The organism is Streptococcus infantis (assembly GCF_047464215.1).
GTDB lineage: Bacteria > Bacillota > Bacilli > Lactobacillales > Streptococcaceae > Streptococcus > Streptococcus infantis_P.
The window spans coordinates 1-23,821 of record NZ_JASHCG010000016.1 but is presented as its reverse complement, the minus strand read 5'-3'; the positions used below and the strand labels follow the sequence as shown (position 1 = coordinate 23,821).

Sequence of the window (23,821 nt, the reverse complement as noted above, 5' to 3'; positions counted from 1 at the left end):
GAAATGATTACACGGGAATTTGATACCATTACAGCCATCTCGACACCGCTTGGTGAAGGGGCTATTGGGATAGTCCGCCTAAGCGGAACGGATAGTTTTGCCATTGCGCAGAAAATCTTTAAAGGCAAGGACTTGAGCAAGGTTGCTAGCCACACTCTTAACTACGGCCACATTGTTGATCCTCAAACTGGTAAGGTCATGGACGAGGTTATGGTTGGGGCTATGAAATCTCCAAAAACATTCACTCGTGAAGACATTATCGAGATTAACACCCACGGTGGAATCGCCGTAACCAATGAAATCCTGCAATTGGCTATCCGTGAAGGGGCACGCATGGCAGAACCTGGAGAATTTACCAAGCGTGCCTTCCTCAACGGTCGAGTGGACTTGACTCAGGCTGAAGCTGTGATGGATATTATACGTGCCAAGACAGACAAGGCCATGAATATTGCAGTCAAGCAACTAGACGGTTCTCTATCTGACTTGATTAATAATACTCGCCAAGAGATTCTCAATACCTTGGCTCAAGTTGAGGTTAATATCGACTATCCTGAATACGACGATGTGGAAGAAGCCACTACTGCCGTTGTCCGCGAAAAAACTATGGAGTTTGAACAACTCTTAACCAATCTCTTAAAAACGGCACGTCGTGGGAAGATTCTCCGTGAAGGGATTTCAACGGCTATCATTGGTCGTCCCAACGTTGGGAAATCCAGCCTCCTCAACAACCTATTGCGTGAAGATAAGGCCATCGTAACTGACATTGCTGGTACTACTCGAGACGTCATCGAAGAATACGTCAACATCAATGGTGTACCACTTAAGTTGATTGATACTGCGGGTATCCGTGAAACAGATGACATCGTCGAACAAATCGGTGTCGAGCGCTCCAAAAAAGCTCTCAAGGAAGCTGATTTGGTTTTACTCGTCTTAAACGCCAGCGAACCTCTAACTGCCCAAGACCGACAACTTCTTGAAATCAGCCAAGATACCAACCGTATCATCCTACTTAACAAAACTGACCTACCTGAGGCTATTGAAACTACCGAACTTCCTGAAGATGTCATCCGTATTTCGGTCCTCAAAAATCAAAACATTGATAAGATTGAAGAACGGATTAACAACCTCTTCTTTGAAAATGCTGGCTTAGTCGAACAAGATGCTACTTACTTGTCCAATGCCCGTCATATTTCATTAATTGAAAAGGCAGTCGAAAGCTTACAAGCTGTAAACGAAGGCCTCGAACTAGGAATGCCAGTTGATTTGCTTCAAGTTGATTTGACACGTACTTGGGAAATCCTCGGAGAAATCACTGGTGATGCTGCTCCAGATGAACTCATTACACAGTTGTTCAGCCAATTTTGTCTGGGTAAATAAGAAAAAACTAGGTCAAAAAAATGCTAGTCACCTAAAAAGAGGTTGGGACAAAAAGATCCCGACCTCACTTTTTATTATCAATCATAATTTGACGCGGTAGCTGATTGAACTTTTTGTTCGTCTTTTAGACTCCAAAAAGCTCCTAATCATCCTCGCGGGGCTGGAACTACGAAATCAAGACTTTGTCTATCGATTTCTGTCCCACCGCCTTTTCTTTCACCTTCTAAGCAATATCCTGCCTTAGCAAATATTTGAAACAAAACTTACCAGTTCTTTTCTATTTTCACTTAGTCTTTAGGTAATTTGCCAGCTTTTTCAAGCATTTTTTTGATTAAATAAGGCATCTTGACATTTTCACGACCTTTTTTCTCAATCAATTTTTTAACAAATTCTGGCATTTGTAAGTCTTGTGATTCATCTAAAATATTCTTAGTTTCATCCGAAGGGACTAATTCATCAAAGGTTTCTTCTTCTGGGAGGAATTCTCTAAATTCTTTATATTCGTTAGCTCGGACAATATTGACCAAGGCATCAATCAAACGAGAATCTGTATTTGGCATTGGTGGACGATGGTAGTTCACCTCCAATTCCTGACACAAGTCTTGACATTCCACATCGTTGTCAAACAAGACTTCAATATGCTCACTGATAAAACTAATAGGCACAAAAATATAATGTTCTGGATGCTCTTCCTGTTCTCTAAGATACTCCAATACATCTGGTTTAATCCAAGGAATACCAATATCACTTTCGCTCTGCCAAGTGTTGGTATATTGCTCTGGTTTCAAGCCTAATTTCTCAGCAATTAACTTGCTATTTTCGAAAATCTGGTCGATATAGGGATCACCAAAATCCAAGGCAAAAATGGGCACACTGTGGGCAGAAAAGATTACTTTGAAAGTATCCTGTTTCACCTTTTCTTTTAAAATCTTAGCAATTTCATCTGTCCAATAGTTTAATAGGGCTTCTTCTTGATACCAGTCCTTAATAACTAAAAACTGAATTTGTTTACTTTCCAGAAACTTTTCGTACCCCATGACAGAGTAAAAGGAATAGTGTGGCTCCAAAATCAAGCAAATACACTTTTCAATTCCATCTGCTTCCATTTGCCGAATCACATCTGGAATAAAGGGGGTTGAAAATTTATTGGCAAAATAGACACTATGTTCATTTCCCAATCTAGCTTCTACTAAGGCAACTTCTTCACGGGTAATTTTTTGAAGTGGGGTTCCTCCAATTCGGATATAATTATCGTAAAGTGTTTGAATCTCGTGGTCTTGAGGTCGAACTCCACGACGAATGTTGGTAAAAAAGTCGGCTACTCCTTCAAAGGTAATCTCTTCTGGGGAACCAAATGTCATCATTAAAATCGCTTTTTTCATCTCTGCATCCTTGTGATATTTTTATCTTTTTTATTGTATCACTAAAACAGCTATAAGTAAACGCTAACATAAGAATGTTACCTCCCTTCTGACTTTTGTTTTTCTCTTCTTTCTATGATACAATGGTTTTAAAAGAAGGAAAAAAGGAGTTACGATGAAATATCCAACATTGTTGGAGCGTTTTTTGACTTATGTCAAAGTCAATACTCGTTCTGACGAACATTCAACCACTACACCAAGTACCCAAAGTCAAGTAGACTTCGCAACCAATGTCCTCATCCCTGAGATGAAACGTGTTGGTTTGCAAAATGTTTACTACCTACCAAACGGTTTTGCTATCGGAACCTTACCAGCCAACGACCCAAGTTTGACTCGTAAGATCGGTTTTATCTCCCACATGGATACAGCTGATTTTAATGCTGAAGGTGTCAATCCACAAGTTATTGAAAACTACGACGGTGGAGTTATCGAGCTTGGTAATTCTGGTTTCAAGCTTGATCCAGCAGATTTCAAGAGCTTAGAGAAATATCTAGGGCAAAGCTTGGTTACAACTGATGGAACTACCCTTCTCGGGGCTGACGACAAATCAGGTATCGCGGAAATCATGACAGCTATCGAATACTTGACTGCTCATCCTGAGATTAAACACTGTGAAATCCGTGTTGGCTTCGGACCTGATGAAGAAATCGGTGTTGGTGCCAATAAATTTGATGCAGAAGATTTCAATGTTGACTTTGCATATACAGTTGACGGGGGACCTCTTGGTGAACTTCAATACGAAACCTTCTCTGCTGCAGGTGCAGAACTTCATTTCCAAGGTCGTAATGTTCACCCAGGAACGGCCAAAGGGCAAATGGTTAATGCTCTCCAATTAGCCATTGACTTCCACAATCAACTCCCAGCTGGTGACCGACCTGAGTTGACTGAGGGGTACCAAGGATTCTACCATCTCATGGATGTAACAGGAACTGTTGAGGAAGCGCGTGCCAGCTACATTATTCGTGACTTCGAAAAAGAAAACTTCGAAGCACGTAAAGCTGCTATGCAAGCTATCTCTGATAAGATGAACCAAGAACTTGGTAGTGATCGTGTTACTTTAACATTGACAGACCAGTACTACAACATGAAGGAAGTCATTGAAAAGGATATGACACCAGTAACCATTGCCAAAGCAGTTATGGAAGACCTTGGTATCACACCAATTATCGAGCCTATCCGTGGAGGAACAGACGGTTCTAAAATTTCCTTCATGGGAATTCCTACGCCAAATATCTTTGCTGGTGGCGAAAATATGCACGGTCGTTTTGAATACGTTAGTCTACAAACAATGGAACGTGCAGTCGACACCATTATTGGAATTGTAGCTTATAAAGACTAAAGAGATCGGGAAAAAATTCCCGACCTCTTTTTTATCAGCAGCCTACTTTTGACGCAGTAACTGTCTGAACTTTGTATTATTCTGCTACTTTTTCTCTTGTTTCTGGAGAGCTAGTTGCAGGAGTTAAGGTTGACTCAGCTTGTTTATCGTTTGTTTCTGTATTGGCTGTTTCTGTGCTAGCTTCAGCTGGCTTGACTTTGGATTGAAATTCTTGGTTTAACAAAACGATTTCTTGAGCAAGAGCTAAAAGAGCTTGCTTGTCTTTGCTTGCTGCACTAAGCTTATCAAATAAAGCGTCCACTTTTTCAAAGTCAGCATCAGAACCATTATTCATTTCTAAATAAGTATGAAGGGCAATAACACCATTATAAAGTTTTTGGTAGAGAACTAAAACCTCTGGGTCTTGTTTGACATTCTCACGTTCATTCTGAATGGTTAGTGAAATACGTTTCAGAAGATCTTGGACTTGCATGTTCAATTCATCTAGGTCAGCATCCTCTTTGTCAAAGGCAGCTTTCAGATTCTTCACTTCGTCAACAAGTGAAGCTTTAACACCTTCTTCTTTGACTTGAGCTACTAATTCTTCAGCTTTTGTTAAAAGTCCTGCCACCTGACCTTTTAAGACATGGTTACTTTGTTCCTCAGGTTTTATATCATCAAACAAACCTTTCAAGAACTCATAAACTGCAGTTTTAGCACTATGACCATCAACTTTTTCAGTGTCTAGGATCGTTTCAGAAGGTTTATGAGCAACTGATTCATTCTTCACTGCTTCTTCTACCTCTAATTTTGTTTGATAGATTTCAGGGAAGAGTTTGTTCAAGTCAGTTGCCTTAAGGAAAGATTGTGACTGATAAAGAGTCCAAGTTAAGTTAGCAACTTTATTTCTAAGAGTGTCATTTAAACGACCATCTGACAGATGTTGATAGAAATACTTAATGTATTCGACTGTCGTAACACCAGTTCGATCATTAAAATCTTGCAGAGCTTGTAGTTTAGCTTCAACTGCATCTAAACCAGCCTCATCTTGAGCCAATTTATTTTCTTGGAGTTGAGCCAAGAGATCCTTTTTAGGAAGTCCATAAGCATCCGTATCCAAGGTATTAATCTTATCTACTAAAGCTTGATATTTCTTGTCTAAAGGACTGATTTCTGTTGGTTTTACACTAGAGTCAACGTGGATATACTGCTTGTCAAAGAGATCTAAAGCAGCCAGATAACCAGCTGTTGAGTTGGTTGAGAGCTTCTTCATATTTTCAGAGAATTGTCCCAAGGCAAGCTCAATTTGTCTTTGTAAAATTGGTTTATCTTTATAGACTTCACGACTCTCTGCCAAGAGTTGATCAATCTTATACTGGACTGCTTTTTCATCAAAAGCACCAGGTTGGTAAGTTGACTGTAATGCAGGAATTTTGTTTTTCAAAGCGACTTCATAACCTTTAGTTTGAACCTTGATGTAGTGGTTATGGTCACCATGAGGGATAACAAAGCTGCCATTTTCAACCTGCAAGCTATAAGGAGAAACACCATCACGTAGAGCAGTTGTATAGAGTTCGTTTAGGAAATCAAGCTCTGCATCACCTGTTTGAAGCGGAATACGAACGTGTTCCTTACGAACGGCGTAAGGGTGAATGTGAGTTGGATCATAAGCTTGGTCTGGATTACCAAATACAAAGAATCCATTTGAAATTCGGATTGCTTCAAGCGGAACACCATAGGTTTTAGAGATATAAGCTATCTTTTCTTCATCGCTGGCATCTCGAGAGAAAGCCTCTACATCTTTTGCAAGTGGTTTAACAGGTTCTACCTGATGATGTTCCGTCAAGTGCTCCTGAGCAGCCTTAATCTGCTCTGTTGATAAATCCTTTTTAAAGAAATAGTGATTGTGATCTCCATGAGAAACGACAAAACCTTCCTCATCTTCACTTATCACTCGGTCAGCATCGAATCCGTGATCGTGGTCTTCACCATCATTATGATGGTCATGATTAGCATCTTCATGGTCATGGTTGTGCTCATGATCTTCACTAGGTTTACTTGGAGTTTCTACAGGATTTGATGGTGTTACAAGACCTGAAAGTGGCATCAAACGAGCAATCTTTTGTTCCAAAGCAGACATACTACTATAGGGAATGAAATGGTAGTGATTACCGTGTGGAATGGCCACCCCTGATGGTGTACGACTGGTAATTTTAGCTGGGTCAAATACCAAACCATCAGATTCTCGATAGCGTTGACTAACTGGTAAAGCATATAACTGAGCAAGAAGACTTTGAAGGTCGTCCGCTTGAGCTACTGGTTTGTTTGTAGCTGAGTTATCTGCTTGAGGACTTGGTTCAACACTTGGATTCGGTTTATAGTCCGTCACACTCGGTTGACTTCTCCTGCCAGCCAGATAGGCTTGTGCAGCAGCCAACTCGCTTGAGGAAAGTGCACTCTTTGGAACGTAGTGATAATGTCCACCGTGAGGAACGATATAGGCATCACCTGTATCTTCAATGATATCTGCAGCATTAAAGACATAACCATCATCCGTTGTATATCGGCCTTGAGCTCGTGCAGCAAGGACTTCCTTAGTTTCATTTCCTCTATCTGATGTGCCTTCTCGTTTCTGACGCTCAATTTGGTCTTTGGTACGAACATTATCTGCATGGCTAGCATCTTTTAGATAGACATAGTATTTGCCATCAACTTTGATGATATAGCCACCTTTAATCTCATTGACAATATCTTCATCCTTCAGCTGATAGTTTGGATCTTTCATGACCAGTTCTTCACTAAAGATAGCATCATAAGGCACCTTACCATTATAGTAATGGAAATGGTCGCCGTGTGAAGTCACATAACCTTGATCAGTGATTTTGGTAACAATCTGTTCAGCTTCTATGCCTTCCTTCTTGCTAACTTGGTCTGGTGTCAGAGTTTCATTCTTTTTAGCTTCAGACTCTTTACCATCAACGTAGGATACACGGTTGTCATCTTTTTTCTCAGGTGCTTGATGTTGATTTAAAGCATAAGCACAAACACTTAAGGCAAGGACCACTGCAGATCCCGCTAGATATTTTTTATTAATCTTCATAATCTCCTCATTTCAATTCTTCAGCTAAGATAGCCATATTTTCTTCTAAATTTTCCAAGTAGGACTTGTCATTTTGTGGATCTGCCTCTAAAGGATTGAGGGTTTTAAGACTCACACCTGTTGATTTGACAAGAGTGTCCGCTACCTTAGATGATGCATTGCTCTCTGTAAAAATCGTTTTAACCTTATAGGTTTTAACAAATTCCTGAATTTCTGTTAGTTGTCTTGGGCTTGGTTCTTGGTCAGGAGAAATCCCTGCAATCCCAAGCTGATTTAGTCCAAATCGTTTTGCCAAATATGAAAAGGCTGTGTGTTGGGTTACAAAAGTCTTTTGATTAGCTTTTTCAAAGATGGGTTGGTATTTCTTAGTTAATTCTTGAGCTTTTTTGATAAAGGCTTGCGCATTTTTCTGGTAAGTTTCTTTATGCTCACTATCAACCTCTGAAAGTTTGTCAGCGATAATTTGCGCTTCTTCGCCAGCTTTTTCAGGATCTAACCAAGTATGAGGATCGTACAAGGTTTTCTCATCAATCCCATCTCCAGCTTCCATATCTTCTAATCCAGGCACGCGCTCCAAGGTCATACCTTCTGATGCTTCTAAGACCTTTACCTTGGATTTTTGCAGGCTTGGATCCAAACTTCCCGCCCATGACTCTAGTGTATGAGAGTGATAGACAAAAACATCGGCATCATATATTGCTGCGATATCATTTGCCGAAGGTTCAAAGGAGTGAATTCCGCTACTTGACTGAATCATTCGAACATCATTCAAGTCACCAGATACTTCCTTGACCATGGCATAGATAGGATAAAAACTGGTCACAATTTTCATACCTTTAGTTTCATCACTCTTGTCTTGACTGGTCTTTTGTCCACATGCTCCTATGGTAAGAGCAAATAAGGCAATCATGAGCCATAGGATACTTCTTTTTTTCATAACAACTCCTTAACTAGTATTTAACCATTTAATTAACTAGTAAATAGTTTATCTTTATTTAGAAAATATGTCAAGAATTTTTACACAATTTCATAAAAAAGAGAACAGAATCCATATTCTGCTCCCTTTTTATCTTCTATAATAGTTGTATAGTTACTTACTCTCCTTTAATAAGACTAATAACTTTTCAGCTTCTACCATAATAGTATTGTTGTCCTGAGAACCAAATAACAGGTTATTTTTTAATCCTGTGAGAGTTTCGTTGGCATTGGACTTAAGAATTGGATCCTGAATCTTTTTAAGTAACTCTTCCGCCTCTCTCAGTTTTTCTTCAACCTTTTCAGTTTCAACCTGAGGTTCCTCTGGTTCCGATGGTGATTCTTCTTCTGATTCCTCTGGTTCTTTTAGTTTTGGAGATTCTGCTTTCTCATTTTTCGGTTTTTCTTCGCGAGGTTTTTCCTCCTCAATTTTTTCTGTCTGAGGTTTCTCCTCAGTTGGTTTCTCTGTTTGATTGTTAGCAGCTTGACTATTGTGGTTTCTTTGAACATGGTCGCTCGCATTACCCCAACCACTATCTGAATGCGGACGTTCGTTTGGATGTTCGACATAATACTTCACAGTTTCAAATAGCTCTTCTAAAGTATACCCCTTAGGTGCCTCATAAAGACCTTCGTCAAACCACTCAAATTTGATGTTATGGTAATGGTCATAATGAGGTATAATCAAACTTCCATTTTTAACTTCCACAGTATGTTGGAGATTGTAAGGCATACGGTCAAGTGGTACCTTCTTAGCTGCTTTTACTCGATTGTAAATCGCTTCTGCTCCCTTAGCCTCAGTATTTCCTGAACTTTGATGATTTGTTGAAGGAGGTGTCAAACCTTTCGCTTTAGCATAAGCTTGAGCTGCTGCTCTTTCAGCTTCAGACAAACTATCTTTCTTAATCCAATGACTGTGGCTCATATGCGGAGTTACATAGGCATCCCCCTCATCACTGGTGATATCACGGGGATCAAAGATATAGCCATCTTCTGTTGTATACTTGCCTGCCAACTTGGCTACTTGAATCTCATTATCTGTGTAAGTTATTTGTGCATTTGGTTTTCCTAAACGTTCTGGATGACGAATCGGCGCTAGAAAAGCAAGGATATCATCAACTAACTTGACTTTATCACTTGACTCATCGTTGAGACGTTCCAATAGTCTATCCAAAGCGTCAAAATCAGCTTGGCGCCCTTTATTGGAAATCAAATCTTGATGAACTGTTGCTAGTAAATCATAAACTTTGTTGTAAAATTTTTGATCACCAGATGCAAGATTGGTTTTCTTAGCTCCTAACTCATGAGACAAACTTTCTTGTTTGGTAAGTTTATTATCAATGGCTGCAACAGTTTCTGCTGAAAGTTCCTTGGCAAAAATATAACGCGAAATTCCATTCTCTTCGAAGACATAACCATCAACCACCTTTCGAATCGCCTGTTTTACCAATTTTCCATCAATTGGATTGCTTGGACCTGGTTGAGGATTTGGTACAGGTTGTGGACTTGGTATTGGGGTAGGATCTGGAACAGGGATTGGATTTGGAAGACTTGGAGTCGGAATTGGTTTTAATTCTTTACCACCTGCAGTTGTATGATTTCCTTGATAATTTTCAGAAATCATTCTCGCAATCCTCTGCTCTAAATCAGACATTTGAGAATAAGGGATAAAGTGGTAATGATCTCCATGAGGTACCGCTACCCCATTCGTAGTTTTTCTTGTAATTTGCGCTGGATCAAAGACAAGCCCATCTGATTCCACATGTCGTTGGCTGAGTGGCAAGGCATAAAGTTGTTTCAAGAGACTAGATACGTCTTCACTTGGACTTGCTTGATAACTATTATCCACTTGTGGGCTAACAGTTGGAGCCCATCTTCTAATATTTGTCTCAACATTACTATGATTTGTTTGTCCATATGTACTACTATTCGAAGCATCTGATGAGCTATTGCTAGAAGAATTCGTTGACGGACGATACCCAACTGAGCTTGTTTGCCCACCTTTACCAGATAGGAAGGCTTGGGCCGCAGCAAGTTCGCTAGCTGATAAGTCACTCTTAGGAATATAGTGGAAGTGATTGCCATGGGGAACGATGTAGGCATCGCCAGTATCCTCAATAATATCACTTGCATTAAAAACATAGCCATCATCCGTTGTATAACGTCCCTGAGCCCTTGCTATAGTAACTTCATTGCTAACTTTTGTTCCACTACCATGTCCGTGTTCTTGCTTCTGACGATTGATCTCATCCTTACTACGAATATTTTCTGCATGGGATGCATCTTTGAGGTATACATAATAGCGACCATCAACCTTAATGACATAACCACCCTTGACTTCGTTGACAATATCCTCATTTCGAAGTTGATAATTCGAATCCTTCATCAAAAGTTCTTCGCTGATAATAGCATCATAAGGAACCTTGCCATTAAAGTAATGATAATGATCTCCATGTGAAGTCACGTAACCTTGATCGGTAATTTTAACAACAATTTGTTCAGCATTAATGCCTTCTCGCTGACTAACCTCATCTGGCGTCAGATTTTCAGTTTTAGCACTAGTCTGATTCCCTTCTATATAAGACACACGATTAGACTCTTTGCTAGTCTGTACCGCTTGGTAACGCCCCAATTCATAACTGGAAAGGCTTAAGGCTAAAAGAGCTACGGAACCAAGAACATATTTTTTATTGATTTTCATCTTAATACACTTTCTATTTCATTTATTCGTTAAAGAAAGAACTACACTTTTTCCCAAAGGACTTCCTTAACCGGTTAAATATCTATTTAGAAAAATAACTCACTTTTAAAACTCCTCCTTCTATTTTCTATTTATCAAACAAGATTTGAGTAATTGAGTTAATTCTCTTTATACTTAACCGGTTATTTAACTAGTTAAGATTTTACTCCTATCACATAAATCTGTCAAGAATTTTTTTGACTTTCAGGTAAAATCTAGATAAAAAAGAGGAATATCCCCTAGTATGAGATAGATTCCTCTTTATAATATTTTAGTGTTGAAATGGCATAAAATCCGAAACAAAGGAAATGTTATCCTTATCTTCTGCGTTGACAAAATTTAAAAATAGCTTTTGAAATTCTTCAAATTCATAGTCTGAATGACAAATCCACTCCTTACCCGTCGAGACATACCATTTTCCAAGACTTGCAAGTTGCTCCTTGGTCAAGGATGGTACATGAGAGCAATGTTGAAAGTTAATAATATAAACTTTTTCATAGATTGATTTGATAAAATCTTTGAGTATAAACTTTCCTCGCTTAAATTCTATACCTAATAACTGGTTGTACTATTCAATCACTTGGGTCTCAGCTAGTTTTTTGTACCAATGAGCTGATTTCTTTGGATAGCGTTCTTGTGTATCGAAGTCCACATAGAAGAGACCATAGCGTTTTTCATAACCATTTGACCATGAGAAGACATCCATAAGTGACCAAATGAAATAGCCTTTAACTACTGCTCCGTCTGCAATAGCATCTGAAATAACTTCCATGTGCTTCTTCACATAGTCGATTCGACCGTCATCGTAAACTGTGTTATCAACGAATTCATCCTTGTAACCAAGACCATTTTCTGTGATGTAGATTTTCTTGTAGTTTGGATAATCCTTTTTCACGCGCATGATTTGGTCGTATAATCCTTGAGGATAGATAATCCAGTCCCAGTCAGTACGAGGTACATAGTCAGGAGCTACACGACGACCAACACCCTTGATCTGGTATTTAGAGCTTCCTTTCTCCCCTTTACCATTATGGATGATTTCTGTCTCACCATCAAAAGCTTCCATCCAATCGCTCATATAGTAGTTAATTCCGAGGAAGTCATTCAAATCTTTAGCTGCTTCAAGCGCTAAAAAGTCTTCGTCACGCAAGTCAAGCTTTCCACCATTGGCAGCCAAGATAGCCTCTACCCCTGCCAGGGTCTTTTCAGAGTAGTGCCCCAGATAAGTTGCATCTAAGATAAATTTGTTATGGATAATGTCCTCCAACTCTGCCGCAATAACATCTGCAGGATTTTTAGGATCCAATGGATACTTAGTTGGAAGGGCGTGAACAACCCCGATTTCACCTTTATAGCCTTTGTCTTTGTACAATTTCACAGCACGAGCATGAGAAACCATCATATTGTGGTGGGATTGGAAGACTTTCGCAAGGTCATATTGAATACCTGGTGGGAATTTACCGACCAAGTATTGACCGTCACCGATTGGACCAATTTCATTAAAGGTTGTCCAGTAGTTTACTTCTGGGAATTCTTCAAAACAGAAGGCAGCATAATCTACAAAGTGTTCGATATTTTCACGATTCAAGAAGTCTCCGTTTGAGTGAAGAGCTTCAGGTGTATCAAAATGGTGAAGAGTTACGAACGGTTCTACATGACGTTTATGACATTCTGCAAATAACTTATGATAGAATTCTACCCCTTTTGGATTTACTTCACCATAACCTGTTGGAAAAATACGTGACCAAGCAATTGAAATACGGATACCGTTTACCCCATATTCCTCAGCAAACTTTAAGTCCACTGGATATTTATGGTAGAAATCACTCGCTGGTTCAGCTGTGTACCAATAGTTATCTGCTAGGTATTTGTCCCAGGCAACAGGACCTTTACCATCTGTATGCGTAGCTCCTTCTGCTTGATAAGCCGCTGTTGCGCCACCAAATATAAAATCTTTAGGAAGTGTTTTTGTCATTTTTTCACCTATTTCTTGATTGGATAAAATGAAAAGTGAGAGGAGAGGAGTTAGTGAGCTATCCATCTCCATCTCACTTCTTGTAGCAAGTCACTGAATTGTGACATGAGGAGGTAAAAACGATATTTTTTTACCGACGAATTAACAAGGCGATTAGGAAATTCGCCATAGCGATTTCCGTGATGATAGGAGACTGTTTTACAGTCCCTATCATCAATCGAATTGAGCTTGAACAAAGGCTAGAGCACCTTGTCCATCGCGTGTCAATTTAATGTATTGAGCTCCCTCAGTCTTAGCCAGTTTGATACCTAGTTTATCTGTTTCAGCCTTCATATCTTCGAAGTTTGAAGCGACCTGTGGTGCCAAGATAACCAAATCAAACTCAGGTAGCATCTCACGGTGAGCACCATAGCCACCAGCTGCAGCTTTAACTGGCACCTTGTACTCAGCTGCTGCTTTGTTCAAAGCGTTGGCAAGAAGACCACTTGTTCCTCCACCTGCACAGAGAACGAGTACGTTGGTTTCTTCAGTGATTGTATTTTGTGCTGATTCTACTCCAGCTTTTTCAAGGATAGCATCAGCTTTAGCAGTGTTGAAGTTTGCTGCAACTTTTTCTTTTAATTCATCATTAGCTTTGCCTGAACGTTCTTCTTCAAGAATTTGTTCGTCATAAACCTTGAGGAATGGATAGTAGATAACAATATCTACTACGATTAACAATGCTGCAAGAGCAAATGACAAGAACTGGAAGTTTGTACCAAGGACAATCCCCAAAGGTCCAGGAGTAACCCATGGAAGGTTGGCAGTAAATGAGTTCATGCCGAGAGTTTCGATAAAGAATTTGAAAATCCAAACGTTTGCAATTGGAGCAAAGATAAATGGAATAAAGAAGATTGGGTTCAAAACAAGTGGTGCACCAAACAGGATTGGTTCGTTTACACCGAAGAATGTAGGAACTACTGAAGCGCGTCCGATGGCACGGTTACGCTTAGACTTACACAACCACATAAACATGAATGGAACTACAAGAGTTGCTCCTGTACCACCCATAGTGACGATAAACATTTGTGTACCAGATGTAAGGATCTTATCAGCGTGCATACCTTGTTGAAGAAGGTTCAAGTTGACTTCGGCATTTGCATAAGTGATCGCTGCAATGGCAGGTTCAACGATAGATGGGCCGTGAATACCGACAAACCAGAAGAAGGCAAAAGCACCAAAGATAATGGTAATACCAAGATAACCGTCTGCTGCTGAGAATAATGGGGCAAAGAATTTACCAATTGATTCTGCAACGCTTGCACCAACAAATTGACGAGCGAGCAAGTCAAGAGCATAAAGAGAAACAACTGAAAGCGTAAACGGAATAACGTCTTTAAAGACTTGTGAGATATTCGGTGGAACTTCGTCAGGCATGCGAATAGTAACGTTGTTCTTCACACAAACCTTATAGATAGCTACAGTTACAAAAGCTGCCAGGAAGGCTGAAAGCAACCCTTTTGTACCAAGGAAACCAGTTGCAAAGCCACCTTCAATTGGATCAGCTGCCAACATCAATAATCCAACAATAGCCGCCAATAGCGTTGACATATAGTTGATTTGGTTGGTTTTTTCCATGCTACGGTTAACAGAGTCTGTTAATGATTTAGCAGTCGTACCAGCTAGCAAGACTGCTAGAATTCCCATAGAGTAGCTGTAAGGTTTCATCAAAAGTGCTACTACTTCATCAGACCATTTAAAGCCCCAAGAGTTTGGAACAAAAGCAATCAAGATAAAAATACTTGAGAATAGAATGACTGGCATTCCTGCGATAAATCCATCCCGAATAGCACGAAGATAGATATTTCGAGATAGTTTTTCAAAGAAAGGCTTCCCTTTCTCGATATAGGCAATTAACTTATTCATTATTTAGCTCCTCTTTTATAAAGTTCGATTAAATGGTGCATCAAATCTTTTAGCAAGATTGTTGTCATCAGGTGATCTTGACCATGCATCATGGTCACGCTATAAGCCAAATCGTCACCAGCAGCTTCCTTGGTTAAAAGACTAGTTTGCGCGTGGTGTGCTTCAGCGATACAGCTACCAGCTTCCTCAACTAGGCTATCCGCTTTCGCGAAATCACCAGCTTCAGCAGCCTTCAAAGCTTCCAATAATTTTGAACGAGCATCACCTGCATAGGCAACAATCTCAAAACCTAACAATGTTACTTCTTCTCTATTCATGATAGATTTCTCCTTATATAATTTTTAGTAAATGTTATGACAATAAACGTTGGATGTGTAGAACAAGATAAACTCGTTCACTCTTGTAGAGGTCAAGACTAGTTTCCTGAGCAATGACCTCATAAATTTTACTACCAATCTCGAATGCTTCTGGATAGGTATTCTTTATATGTTCTTCCATATCGAGCAAGGATTGATTATCATCGCGACTACGATCCAGATAATCCAAAAAATAATTTAGATGAATCATAAAGCGGTCGTAGAAATTATTATTTTCAGGTGTTCGCTGGATTTTATAACTCTTCAAAACGCTTTCGACCCTCTTTAAAATTTCCTTTCTCTTATCAATTGACTCAACAACTTCGACTTCATTCTCACCTTCGGCATTTATGAAATGATAAGCGATACGAATGATTTCGTCTTCAGGAAAATTTTCTGTCAGTTTTTGACGATAAATTTCAAAAGCTTCTTGTGCAATTTGAAAAGCGATAGGATATTTGGCAGAAATGTCAGGTAAGTTACTATCCTTATAGCGTCCTTGGCTAATAGCCTGATAAGAACAATAGATATGGTCTGTCAGAGTGACGTATAAATACTCTTGGACAGGATATTGATATTTTTTAGAAAGATTATCAATAATCTCATAAGTGACCGTAATAAAATCAAGCGGTACATCCTTGAGAAGAGCCATAAAGTTTTCTCGCGACTCTTCTGTTTTCATCCGAAAAACTTTTTCAACCTGATCCTCAGAAATCAAATCTCCCTTCTTCTTACCGAATGAAATACCCTTACCAATTACGATCAACTCCTCTCCCTTGCTATTTCGCACGAGAGAAACATTGTTATTCATTGGATTTAATATCCGATACATGGCAACCTCCTTGCCCTATTATTTAAGTTTTGTGAGCATAAAAAATGACCACAAATGAGTTCAGAAAATATACCTCTGAGTCATCTGTGATCATGCCTAATATTACTTAGTAACACTCACTTTGTATTAACTTGTAACTTAAGTATAGCACAAGATTTTTATTTTGTAAACCTTTACATACAACTTTTTTTAAAAGTTTTTTAGCTATGTTTTAGGACATAAAAGGGGGGAAATTTAGACACGTTCGGTCCATGAAGTTGCTGTTGTTTTAAGAACCTTGTTGAGTTCGTCAATGTTCTCAAATCCAGTTGTACGCAACCACTCACGAGCTGCTGCTTCACCGTCTTTGATGTAAGCTTCAACTGATCCAGCCCATGTTGCACGTCCGCAAAGAACACCATTGAAGTTTGCGCCTGATTCGTGGGCAAAGACAAGAGTTTCTTGGAAGAGTTTAGCTGATACACCTGCACTTAAGTAGATGTAAGGAAGGTTAGTAGCTTCGTCTTGAGCTTTGAAGAAAGCAGTTGCTTCTTCACGTGTATGAACGATTTCTCCATCGCCAAATCCTTCAACGTATTTAACGTTAACTGGAACTTCCACTTTCAAGACATCGATATTGAAACGTGGGTCTGAGAAGACCTTCATCGCACCAATAACCTTGTGTGGTTTTACTTTAGCGTATTCGGCAGAACCTGCGTCCGCAATCTTTTCATCGTAAGCAAGAATTTCAAGGAAGAATGGAATATCTTCCGCCACACACTCAGAACCGATACGTTCGATGTAGGCTTGTTTTTGTTGATTAAGTTCGTCAGAGCTGTCTACATCATAGTAAAGCAAGAACTTAACAGCATCTGCACCTTGTTCTTTGATACGTTTTGCAGACCAAACATCCAAGCAGTCTGGCAAACGTTTTGTACTTGTTGTGTCGTAACCTGTTTTTTCATAAGCAAGGAGAAGACCAGCTTTTGGATCAAGAGCTTTTGTAGCTGGAAGTCCATACTCAGGGTCAAGAAGCATAGATGAAGCGTATTTAGTCAACTCATCTGCTACCAAAACTTTAAGTTCTTCCATTTGAGCTACTGTTGGCTCTTCTGTTTGGTATTGAGCCATAAGGCGTTTCAAAGCACCACGTTGGTCAAAAGCAAGAGCTGAGATGATACCATTCTCATCAGAGAGTTTTTGCATACAAGCGCGTTTATTTTCTGTTAAAACCATTTTATACCTCTTTTACAATTAATTGGTCATATAGACCTTGATAGTTAGCCATATTGACATGACCGGTCATTTTTTCTTGAGCATTAAGCATACCAAGGACATTTGCCTTGATCAACAGTTCTTGATCCGTTTCTTTATGGAAAAGACCTGAAGCAATACCTGCCACTGTAGAATCGCCAGAACCGACTGGATTTACTACTTGAATTCTTGGAATATCTACTTTGTAGAAAGTGTTACCGTGTTTAGCGAATGCTCCGTTAGCACCTAAGGAAACGATAATCCACTCGATTCCATCAAATAGTGGTTCTTGAAGAACTTCTTTTAATTCATCCAAGTCTTTAGAAATTTCTCTTCCTAAAAGTTGAGATAATTCTTCATTATTTGGTTTGATGACTGTTGGTTTATGTGGAGACTCAAGAACTGCCTGAAGTGCAGCGCCTGAACAGTCCAATACAACAGGTTTCCCAGCATGATTCGCAAGTTCAACTAAACTAGCATAGTAATCAACTGGAAGTCCTGCAGGTAGACTACCTGAAATGGCCACTACCTCTACAGTCTCTAAAAGTTCTTTGAAATGAGCCAAGAAATCTTGACCTTCTTTTTCTTGAACTTCAGGACCTTTTTCTAGGATTTCTGTTTGGTTTTCTCCATGTAGAATTGCGATACAGTTACGGGTTTCACCTTGAATTGAGAAGAAACGTTTGCTTACTTTATCATCAATATTTTCTACTAAAAAATCACCAAGTTTACCACCGACAAGTCCTGTTGCGACTACGGAGTCACCAAATTCTGATAGGACACGAGTAACGTTAAGACCTTTACCACCAGCCGTTTTAGTTACATCTACAACACGGTTGACAGTGTCAATTTTCAATTCATCCAAAGGATAGGAAATATCAATGGATGGGTTCATTGTGACTGTTAAAATCATAAGTCACCTCTTAGTCGTGGTATTCACCACGATCCCATTTTTCAAGGAACTCTGTAAAGAAGTTGGCATCTGTTTGATGATCGTTATGAGTTTCAACGTGTTGGATTTTAGCGATCAATTTTTTATTTTCTTCAGATGGTTTGTATTCAGCATTGATGAAAGCTTCAATGATATCGCACATAAGCAATTCACCAGTGATTTTACCACCAAATCCGATAACGTTGGCATTCAATTGTTCTTTAGCGTAAAGAGCTGTTGTCATATCACGAACCAAAGCAGAACGAACACCTGGAACTTTGTTAACAGCGTTATTGATACCTACACCAGTACCACAGATACATACACCAAGATCAGCTTGGCCACTAACTACTGCTTCACCAACTTTTTTACCAAAGATTGGGTAGTGGGTACGAGCGTGGTCATAAGTACCAAAGTCGATGACTTCATGTCCTTTTGATTTCAAAAATTCTGAAACCGCCATTTTTTCATTTGTTACGATGTGGTCACATCCAATTGCAATTCTCATTAGTTATTCCCTCCGATTAATTATATAAATCTAATATCATTTATCCTTACTCAAGAAAAATCAAGATTAGCTTAGGAAGCGAGCTGCGAGCATAACTGAGGTTAGCTAAAGTGAGCTGACGACAGATTATCTTGATTTTTGAAGAGTATTAGCACATTTTGTTCAACATGTCGACACGGATTTGGTGACGACCGCCGTCATACTTACCATTTACAAAACCTTTAGCAATGTTCTTAGCCAATTCGTCACCAACAAGTTGAGCACCCATGGTAATCATACGTGAGTTGTTGTGACCACGAGTCATATAAGCTGAACGTTCGTCAGATACTTCTGCAGCAACCATTCCTTTGATTTTAGTTGCAACCATAAATGGTCCAGCACCATAAGCATCAATGACAATACCAAGGTTTTGTTCTTCTTTTTTAACTTCTTCAGCAACTGCAAGAGTTACATCAACGAAGTCTTGACCTTCAGCTGTAACATCCACAACGTGGAAGTTTTCTTTTTCCAAGAAATCTTTAACGACTTCTTTCAATCTCAAACCTGCAGCATCTGCACCAATAACAATAGACATATTGTATACTCCTTTTTTATAATAGACCAGTAAAAATTTTTTGGTTCTGGAAAGAAAATGACCATTACCAAGTAGTTACTGGTAGTTTTTGTTGACTATTTTAGTTTAAGAATGATTCATCTAATCACTCTTTGTAACTTCTCCTTGGAGAAATTGGAAGAATAACTTGTTAAAACAAACACAAATTGTTCTTTCTAAACATAATATACTACTATTGTTTAAAAAAGTCAACAGTTTGTGTTTGTTTTTGTTTATTTTTTAGAAAATTTCTATGTCAAAACCAATTTGATCACTTTGACTTGGATTTAAAATTCGAACATTTTTCTTATCTTCTAGATGATCGCCCTCTTCGAGTGATGTTGACAAACCTGACCAAGGTTCAAGAGCAAGGAAGGGACCTTTATTGAGAGTTGACCAAACGATGAGGTTTGGAAACTCTTTAAAGTCTAGTTTCAATCCCTTTTCATGCTTGCGTGATCTTAAAGAAACAGAGCGAGATGCTAATTCATCTAAAGTCACAGCATCATAGCTAAAGAAATCATAGTTTAGATCCAATTCTTTTTGGTCTTTTAACCAGCTACTTCTATCTTGAAAATCTAACATTCCTGTTTCTGGGAATGGTTTTGGAACTGTACATGTTTCAGCTTTTTCAAATTCAAGATAGTAGTCTTCATAAGCCTCATCATCAAATAAAGGACAGTTAAATCCAGGATGTCCACCAATAAAGTAAGGCATTTTCTTATCTGTTTCCTTATTGGTAACTTTATACTGTGTACGAATAGTTTTTCCAGTAACTATATAAGTTATTTCTAAGCGAAAATGATAGGGATAATTCTCATACATTTCTTGATCGTCTTCAATCGCAAAAGTAACCGAGTTATCCGTTTGATCCACTAATTCAAATTCTTTTTTTCGTACTAGACCATGACGTGGAATTTTACCTTTTACTTGACTACCATCTTCTTGATTATATAGGACAGTATCATTTCTAACAGATCCACAAATTGGAAATAGAACAGGTGCTTGACCGCTCCAGTAAGTTGAATCTCCTTGCCACAAGTACTCAATTCCATCCTTGTCTTTTATTGAGGTAAGAGCACCTCCAAAGGTCTGAAATTGTACACTTAACTGTTCTGATTGTAATTCAATCACTAGGGTTACCTCCATTAATTTTTTCCCTAAAAAAACTAGATTGCCGACTCCATACTTGGAAACTGACAACCTAGTTTTTACAATTTACATTTTTAGGAGCGAATTATTTTGCATTTGCTGCATATTCTTCATTACGTTTGATCATTTGTTTTCTGTACCAAGCAAAGATACCGATATAGAAAGCAAGGAATACTACAGCACCAAGGATTGCTTTGATATCACCAGTTGTAGTGTTACCAATTGTCCAACCAAGAAGTTTTTCGATTGGTCCTTCAAGTGTTGAGTGAGTAATGAGCTGAGTTTGGCTTACACCTTCTGGGAAGGCACCTACACCTTTAGCAAGTTCTGTTGCAAATGGTGCGATAAGTGTACCTGAAAGAAGGAAGAGTGGCAACAAGAGTGTTCCGAAGATAATCATACGGAGCAATTTACCACGAGTAACTACCAAGAGAGCTGGAGTTACACCCATTGCGATGATACCAGCAAGTGGCAAGATACCATTTCCGACATTTGAAAGAAGCACAGCTTCAACCAACATGATTGGTGCAAGTACGTTAGCACAAGCCCAGATTTCAGCACGACCAGCGATAAATGGCCAGTCAAGACCAATGTTGAATTTACGTCCTTGAAGACGTTTAGTAGCAACGTTTGTAATACCTTGTGAAAGTGGTTCTACGGCTGCGATAAACCATGAACCGATCAATGAGAAGAGCTCCAAGCAGACACCGGCAGTCAAACCAAGTGACAACCAACCTTTAATAACAAGTTCCCATTTATCAGCACCTTCAACACCAGGAACTGGATGTGGAGTTCCCATCAAACCGATAACGATACCAAGGATGAAACCGATGAAGAATTTAGATCCCCAGAAACCGATTCGTTTATTCAATTTAGCAGCGTCAAAGTCGTATTTATCAAGACCTGGGAAGAGTTTATCAAAAATCTTATCCAAAACCATGATAACTGGGTTCATCATGTAGTTCATGTGAGTTGAAGTCATTGGTGATGAACTTGGTGCGTTAAGAAGGTCATCAAATGTTGGTTTCATCAAGTCAGAGTTGATGATTTTAAGAACCCCAACAAGAACAACTGCTGCAGTCGCGATGAAGAGTGAAACTCCTTGGCTAACTCCATTGTTGTCAGCATACCATTTGATCAAAAGACCTGTGATAGACAAGTGCCAGATATCAAAGATATCGACGTCAAGTGTATCAGTTTTCTTCATTGCAAGCATGACAATGTTGACGATCAACATCACAAGCAAGAAGTAAAGTGTCCAAGCTGAACCCCAAGTGATTGTAGCAAGTGGTGCCCAACCAACGTCGGTAATATTCAATTGAATACCAGTGTTTTCAACGAATTTTGCAAGAGACGCTGAGAAAGCACCATTTAACATACCGATGATAGCACCGATACCAGTAAGAGCGATGGCAAGTTTGATACCACCTTCAAGCGCTTTGGAGAATTTCACTCCAAAAAGTAGAGCCAATAATGTCAAAATGATCAGCATGATGATCGGTCCACCCATTTCCAAGATAGGTTTGAACAGCTTATTGGCTAGTTCGATAATGATATCCATAATTTTCCTCCCTTTATTTTTATGGAATATTTACAAATTAATAATTAGCTTAGACCATGTTCTTTGATAGCTGCTTCAATATTGTCATAAACTGGAGCGCTCATAGCTGGAATACGGAACAAGATTGGTCCTGCTTCAACAACTGGGATACCTGGTTCAAAACCTAAATCAGTAGCAGCGATTGGTGTAAAGATATCATAACCTTTAATCAAGTCTTCATTGACATCTTTTACCATAACAGCATCACATTGAACATCGTACCCACGGTTAGAAAGTTCTTCTTCAAGAGCACTTTTAATTTGGTGGCTTGAGTTAACACCTGCACCACAAGCAGCAAGAATTTTAATCATTTGGATTTCCTCCGTTTTTATATAAAAATTATTAACAAATTAAGCAGTCGCTTCTGAGATGTATTGGAACAAAGCTTCAGGTTCCGTAATCTTAGAGAGCGCTTCAAGATGACCATTGCCTGTAAAGAAGTCCATCAACTGCGCAAGAATATTTGTTTGACTTGAGCTTGAATTGTTGATGATAAAGAAGAGTAATGATACTTCTACTTCCTTATCAGGGGCAATCATATTGTGGAACGTTACTGGTTTTTCCAGACGAACCACGACAACATTTTCAGTTAGATTATGAATTGTATCAGTATGAGGAATAGCTACGTTAGGCAAATCCTTCCCTAAAAACTCCATATCCAAACCAGTTGGGAACGATTTTTCACGTTCAATCAAGGCCGATCGATAGGTCTCTGTAACAACTTTCTTTTCTTCCAATAGGGTTGCAACTTGATCGAATAGTTGCTTTTGATTATCTGCTTCTAAGCAAAAGACTAAGTCTTTGTCAAAGAAATGATCTAATCCCATGACCTTCTCCCTTCACATTTAACTTTTATGGTATAAGTATAACACTATATGAAACCGTTGTCAATGTTTTTTTGTTGTATTTTGTTTGGTTTTTGTTTTTTTGTTTACGTTTTAAACATTTGCTAATTTCAAACATATTTTTTATAAATTTCTTAATAAGTAAAACAAAAAACAGGAATGCCTCCTGTTTTCACGATATTAACTCTTTTTATTGGTCCAACTTTCTTCCACCATTGGAAGGAGATTTTTTAATACCTATGGAACACCTTCAAGAGAAACATATCTAAACTTACCATCATCGGATTTAAAAAAACAGATAATTAAATATTTCCCATTCTTAGCAATACAGTTTACTACATAGGCCTCATAGCCACCGATAGTTGATTTTGACCCCCATACCTTGGAAAATTCTTGACTTTTCTGTTTAGATTCATAAATGCTAGTTGAAATTTGAACAGTTTCAAGCGCAGCGTACTCACTTTCACTAATACCAAACTGCTAAGGTTTAAAGGTATTGAGAGTTACAATATTGACATCCGTCCCATCACAGTACTGAATATCATCTCCACCTTCAATTTCTTTGAAATGAATCCATGATTTAGGAATTTTCACATAGCCATAATCATCTGAACCTACTATTTGAGTTTCTTATGTCTGGCTAGATAAGAAAGGCGATGATTAAGTGCCACTGGGAAGGACGTGATTTGCAACCACGAAAAAAAGCCTCAGCATTCGCACTGCTGGTGCTTTTCCATTGCTCATGGCTTAGAAAACTATCACTTTTTCGCAGAATCCGTATAACACATTTACGGAGCAGGTGCAAGAAAAGGCGTTTTTTGAGAGTGTACTGATCCCAAAAAGTTAGACAATTAATTTAAGCAAAGGATTTAGTTCTGTATTGTACAGGACTAAGTCCTTTTCTACCATTTGTCAAGTATATCAAGGTATTTGATGAAAAGTAGTTTGAATTCCATAGTCA

Annotated in this window: 19 protein-coding genes and 1 pseudogene; 2 read left to right on the top strand and 18 right to left on the bottom strand. The window is 38.8% G+C overall.

Annotation, left to right across the window (positions count from 1 at the left end; all coding sequences use genetic code 11):
• Positions 1–3 precede the first annotated feature (3 nt).
• The gene (mnmE, locus tag QM469_RS08825) at positions 4–1,377 is read left to right on the top strand and encodes a tRNA uridine-5-carboxymethylaminomethyl(34) synthesis GTPase MnmE (protein WP_311522719.1); all 1,374 of its coding nucleotides are present in this window, start codon (positions 4–6) and stop codon (positions 1,375–1,377) included.
• A 287-nt stretch (positions 1,378–1,664) separates the two neighbouring features.
• Here the strand turns inward: mnmE and hemH are convergent, their stop codons facing one another.
• Positions 1,665–2,759 carry a ferrochelatase gene (hemH, locus tag QM469_RS08820; RefSeq protein ID WP_414276577.1) on the bottom strand — a complete coding sequence of 365 codons (1,095 nt, stop codon included), beginning with the start codon at positions 2,757–2,759 and terminating at the stop codon, positions 1,665–1,667.
• 154 nt (positions 2,760–2,913) lie between these two features.
• On the opposite strand from hemH, the gene pepT reads away from it, so the two are divergent.
• On the top strand, positions 2,914–4,137 hold the full coding sequence (pepT, locus tag QM469_RS08815; protein ID WP_414276576.1) for a peptidase T: 1,224 nt from the start codon (positions 2,914–2,916) through the stop codon (positions 4,135–4,137).
• 76 nt (positions 4,138–4,213) lie between these two features.
• On the opposite strand, the gene QM469_RS08810 is transcribed toward pepT, so the two are convergent.
• From QM469_RS08810 to QM469_RS08730, 17 genes and pseudogenes are all read right to left on the bottom strand, one after another.
• Positions 4,214–7,216, bottom strand: coding sequence for a pneumococcal-type histidine triad protein (locus tag QM469_RS08810; protein WP_414276575.1), 3,003 nt, complete (start codon positions 7,214–7,216; stop codon positions 4,214–4,216).
• Between the two features lie 7 nt (positions 7,217–7,223).
• Positions 7,224–8,153, bottom strand: coding sequence for a metal ABC transporter substrate-binding protein (locus QM469_RS08805; protein ID WP_153225378.1), 930 nt, complete (start codon positions 8,151–8,153; stop codon positions 7,224–7,226).
• Positions 8,154–8,306: 153 nt separating this feature from the next.
• The gene (locus QM469_RS08800) at positions 8,307–10,892 is read right to left on the bottom strand and encodes a pneumococcal-type histidine triad protein (protein WP_414276574.1); all 2,586 of its coding nucleotides are present in this window, start codon (positions 10,890–10,892) and stop codon (positions 8,307–8,309) included.
• 310 nt (positions 10,893–11,202) lie between these two features.
• On the bottom strand, positions 11,203–11,457 hold the full coding sequence (locus QM469_RS08795; protein WP_414276590.1) for a DUF3884 family protein: 255 nt from the start codon (positions 11,455–11,457) through the stop codon (positions 11,203–11,205).
• A 42-nt stretch (positions 11,458–11,499) separates the two neighbouring features.
• Positions 11,500–12,906 carry a 6-phospho-beta-galactosidase gene (gene lacG / locus QM469_RS08790; protein WP_153225380.1) on the bottom strand — a complete coding sequence of 469 codons (1,407 nt, stop codon included), beginning with the start codon at positions 12,904–12,906 and terminating at the stop codon, positions 11,500–11,502.
• A 213-nt stretch (positions 12,907–13,119) separates the two neighbouring features.
• The gene (locus QM469_RS08785; RefSeq protein WP_414276573.1) at positions 13,120–14,811 is read right to left on the bottom strand and encodes a lactose-specific PTS transporter subunit EIIC; all 1,692 of its coding nucleotides are present in this window, start codon (positions 14,809–14,811) and stop codon (positions 13,120–13,122) included.
• Complete coding sequence (locus QM469_RS08780) at positions 14,811–15,128, bottom strand: PTS lactose/cellobiose transporter subunit IIA (protein WP_045763395.1); 318 nt, start codon at positions 15,126–15,128, stop codon at positions 14,811–14,813. The genes QM469_RS08785 and QM469_RS08780 overlap by 1 nt, the downstream gene beginning before the upstream one ends.
• A gap of 34 nt (positions 15,129–15,162) precedes the next feature.
• Positions 15,163–15,999, bottom strand: a complete 837-nt coding sequence (locus QM469_RS08775) for a PRD domain-containing protein (RefSeq protein ID WP_006147554.1) — start codon at positions 15,997–15,999, stop codon at positions 15,163–15,165.
• Positions 16,000–16,233: 234 nt separating this feature from the next.
• Complete coding sequence (lacD, locus tag QM469_RS08770) at positions 16,234–17,214, bottom strand: tagatose-bisphosphate aldolase (protein WP_414276572.1); 981 nt, start codon at positions 17,212–17,214, stop codon at positions 16,234–16,236.
• Between the two features lies 1 nt (position 17,215).
• Positions 17,216–18,145, bottom strand: a complete 930-nt coding sequence (locus QM469_RS08765) for a tagatose-6-phosphate kinase (protein WP_223339540.1) — start codon at positions 18,143–18,145, stop codon at positions 17,216–17,218.
• A 10-nt stretch (positions 18,146–18,155) separates the two neighbouring features.
• On the bottom strand, positions 18,156–18,671 hold the full coding sequence (lacB, locus tag QM469_RS08760) for a galactose-6-phosphate isomerase subunit LacB (RefSeq protein ID WP_001216925.1): 516 nt from the start codon (positions 18,669–18,671) through the stop codon (positions 18,156–18,158).
• Positions 18,672–18,819: 148 nt separating this feature from the next.
• Positions 18,820–19,245: a galactose-6-phosphate isomerase subunit LacA gene (gene lacA / locus QM469_RS08755; RefSeq protein WP_000029280.1), complete on the bottom strand. Its 426-nt coding sequence runs from the start codon at positions 19,243–19,245 to the stop codon at positions 18,820–18,822.
• Positions 19,246–19,503: 258 nt separating this feature from the next.
• Complete coding sequence (locus tag QM469_RS08750; RefSeq protein WP_315639045.1) at positions 19,504–20,412, bottom strand: aldose 1-epimerase family protein; 909 nt, start codon at positions 20,410–20,412, stop codon at positions 19,504–19,506.
• Between the two features lie 88 nt (positions 20,413–20,500).
• Positions 20,501–21,976: a PTS galactitol transporter subunit IIC gene (locus QM469_RS08745; protein WP_315639044.1), complete on the bottom strand. Its 1,476-nt coding sequence runs from the start codon at positions 21,974–21,976 to the stop codon at positions 20,501–20,503.
• Positions 21,977–22,020: 44 nt separating this feature from the next.
• Entirely contained in the window at positions 22,021–22,326 is a 306-nt protein-coding gene (locus QM469_RS08740; protein ID WP_000590576.1) for a PTS sugar transporter subunit IIB, read from the bottom strand.
• 39 nt (positions 22,327–22,365) lie between these two features.
• Complete coding sequence (locus tag QM469_RS08735; RefSeq protein ID WP_311522730.1) at positions 22,366–22,842, bottom strand: PTS sugar transporter subunit IIA; 477 nt, start codon at positions 22,840–22,842, stop codon at positions 22,366–22,368.
• 255 nt (positions 22,843–23,097) lie between these two features.
• A pseudogene (locus tag QM469_RS08730) lies at positions 23,098–23,490 on the bottom strand (hypothetical protein); the annotation flags it as partial.
• Between the last annotated feature and the right edge of the window lie 331 nt (positions 23,491–23,821).

What these genes read in the sequence shown, in the direction of transcription:
- QM469_RS08805 (WP_153225378.1), bottom strand. Translation starts at nt 8,153, where the DNA reads ATGAAAAAAAGAAGTATCCTATGGCTCATGATTGCCTTATTTGCTCTT.
- lacD (WP_414276572.1), bottom strand. Translation starts at nt 17,214, where the DNA reads ATGGTTTTAACAGAAAATAAACGCGCTTGTATGCAAAAACTCTCTGAT.
- QM469_RS08765 (WP_223339540.1), bottom strand. Translation starts at nt 18,145, where the DNA reads ATGATTTTAACAGTCACAATGAACCCATCCATTGATATTTCCTATCCT.
- mnmE (WP_311522719.1), top strand. Translation starts at nt 4, where the DNA reads ATGATTACACGGGAATTTGATACCATTACAGCCATCTCGACACCGCTT.
- QM469_RS08810 (WP_414276575.1), bottom strand. Translation starts at nt 7,216, where the DNA reads ATGAAGATTAATAAAAAATATCTAGCGGGATCTGCAGTGGTCCTTGCC.
- hemH (WP_414276577.1), bottom strand. Translation starts at nt 2,759, where the DNA reads ATGAAAAAAGCGATTTTAATGATGACATTTGGTTCCCCAGAAGAGATT.
- lacG (WP_153225380.1), bottom strand. Translation starts at nt 12,906, where the DNA reads ATGACAAAAACACTTCCTAAAGATTTTATATTTGGTGGCGCAACAGCG.
- QM469_RS08775 (WP_006147554.1), bottom strand. Translation starts at nt 15,999, where the DNA reads ATGTATCGGATATTAAATCCAATGAATAACAATGTTTCTCTCGTGCGA.
- QM469_RS08740 (WP_000590576.1), bottom strand. Translation starts at nt 22,326, where the DNA reads ATGATTAAAATTCTTGCTGCTTGTGGTGCAGGTGTTAACTCAAGCCAC.
- pepT (WP_414276576.1), top strand. Translation starts at nt 2,914, where the DNA reads ATGAAATATCCAACATTGTTGGAGCGTTTTTTGACTTATGTCAAAGTC.
- QM469_RS08800 (WP_414276574.1), bottom strand. Translation starts at nt 10,892, where the DNA reads ATGAAAATCAATAAAAAATATGTTCTTGGTTCCGTAGCTCTTTTAGCC.
- QM469_RS08780 (WP_045763395.1), bottom strand. Translation starts at nt 15,128, where the DNA reads ATGAATAGAGAAGAAGTAACATTGTTAGGTTTTGAGATTGTTGCCTAT.
- lacA (WP_000029280.1), bottom strand. Translation starts at nt 19,245, where the DNA reads ATGTCTATTGTTATTGGTGCAGATGCTGCAGGTTTGAGATTGAAAGAA.
- lacB (WP_001216925.1), bottom strand. Translation starts at nt 18,671, where the DNA reads ATGAGAATTGCAATTGGATGTGACCACATCGTAACAAATGAAAAAATG.
- QM469_RS08735 (WP_311522730.1), bottom strand. Translation starts at nt 22,842, where the DNA reads ATGGGATTAGATCATTTCTTTGACAAAGACTTAGTCTTTTGCTTAGAA.
- QM469_RS08750 (WP_315639045.1), bottom strand. Translation starts at nt 20,412, where the DNA reads ATGGAGGTAACCCTAGTGATTGAATTACAATCAGAACAGTTAAGTGTA.
- QM469_RS08785 (WP_414276573.1), bottom strand. Translation starts at nt 14,811, where the DNA reads ATGAATAAGTTAATTGCCTATATCGAGAAAGGGAAGCCTTTCTTTGAA.
- QM469_RS08745 (WP_315639044.1), bottom strand. Translation starts at nt 21,976, where the DNA reads ATGGATATCATTATCGAACTAGCCAATAAGCTGTTCAAACCTATCTTG.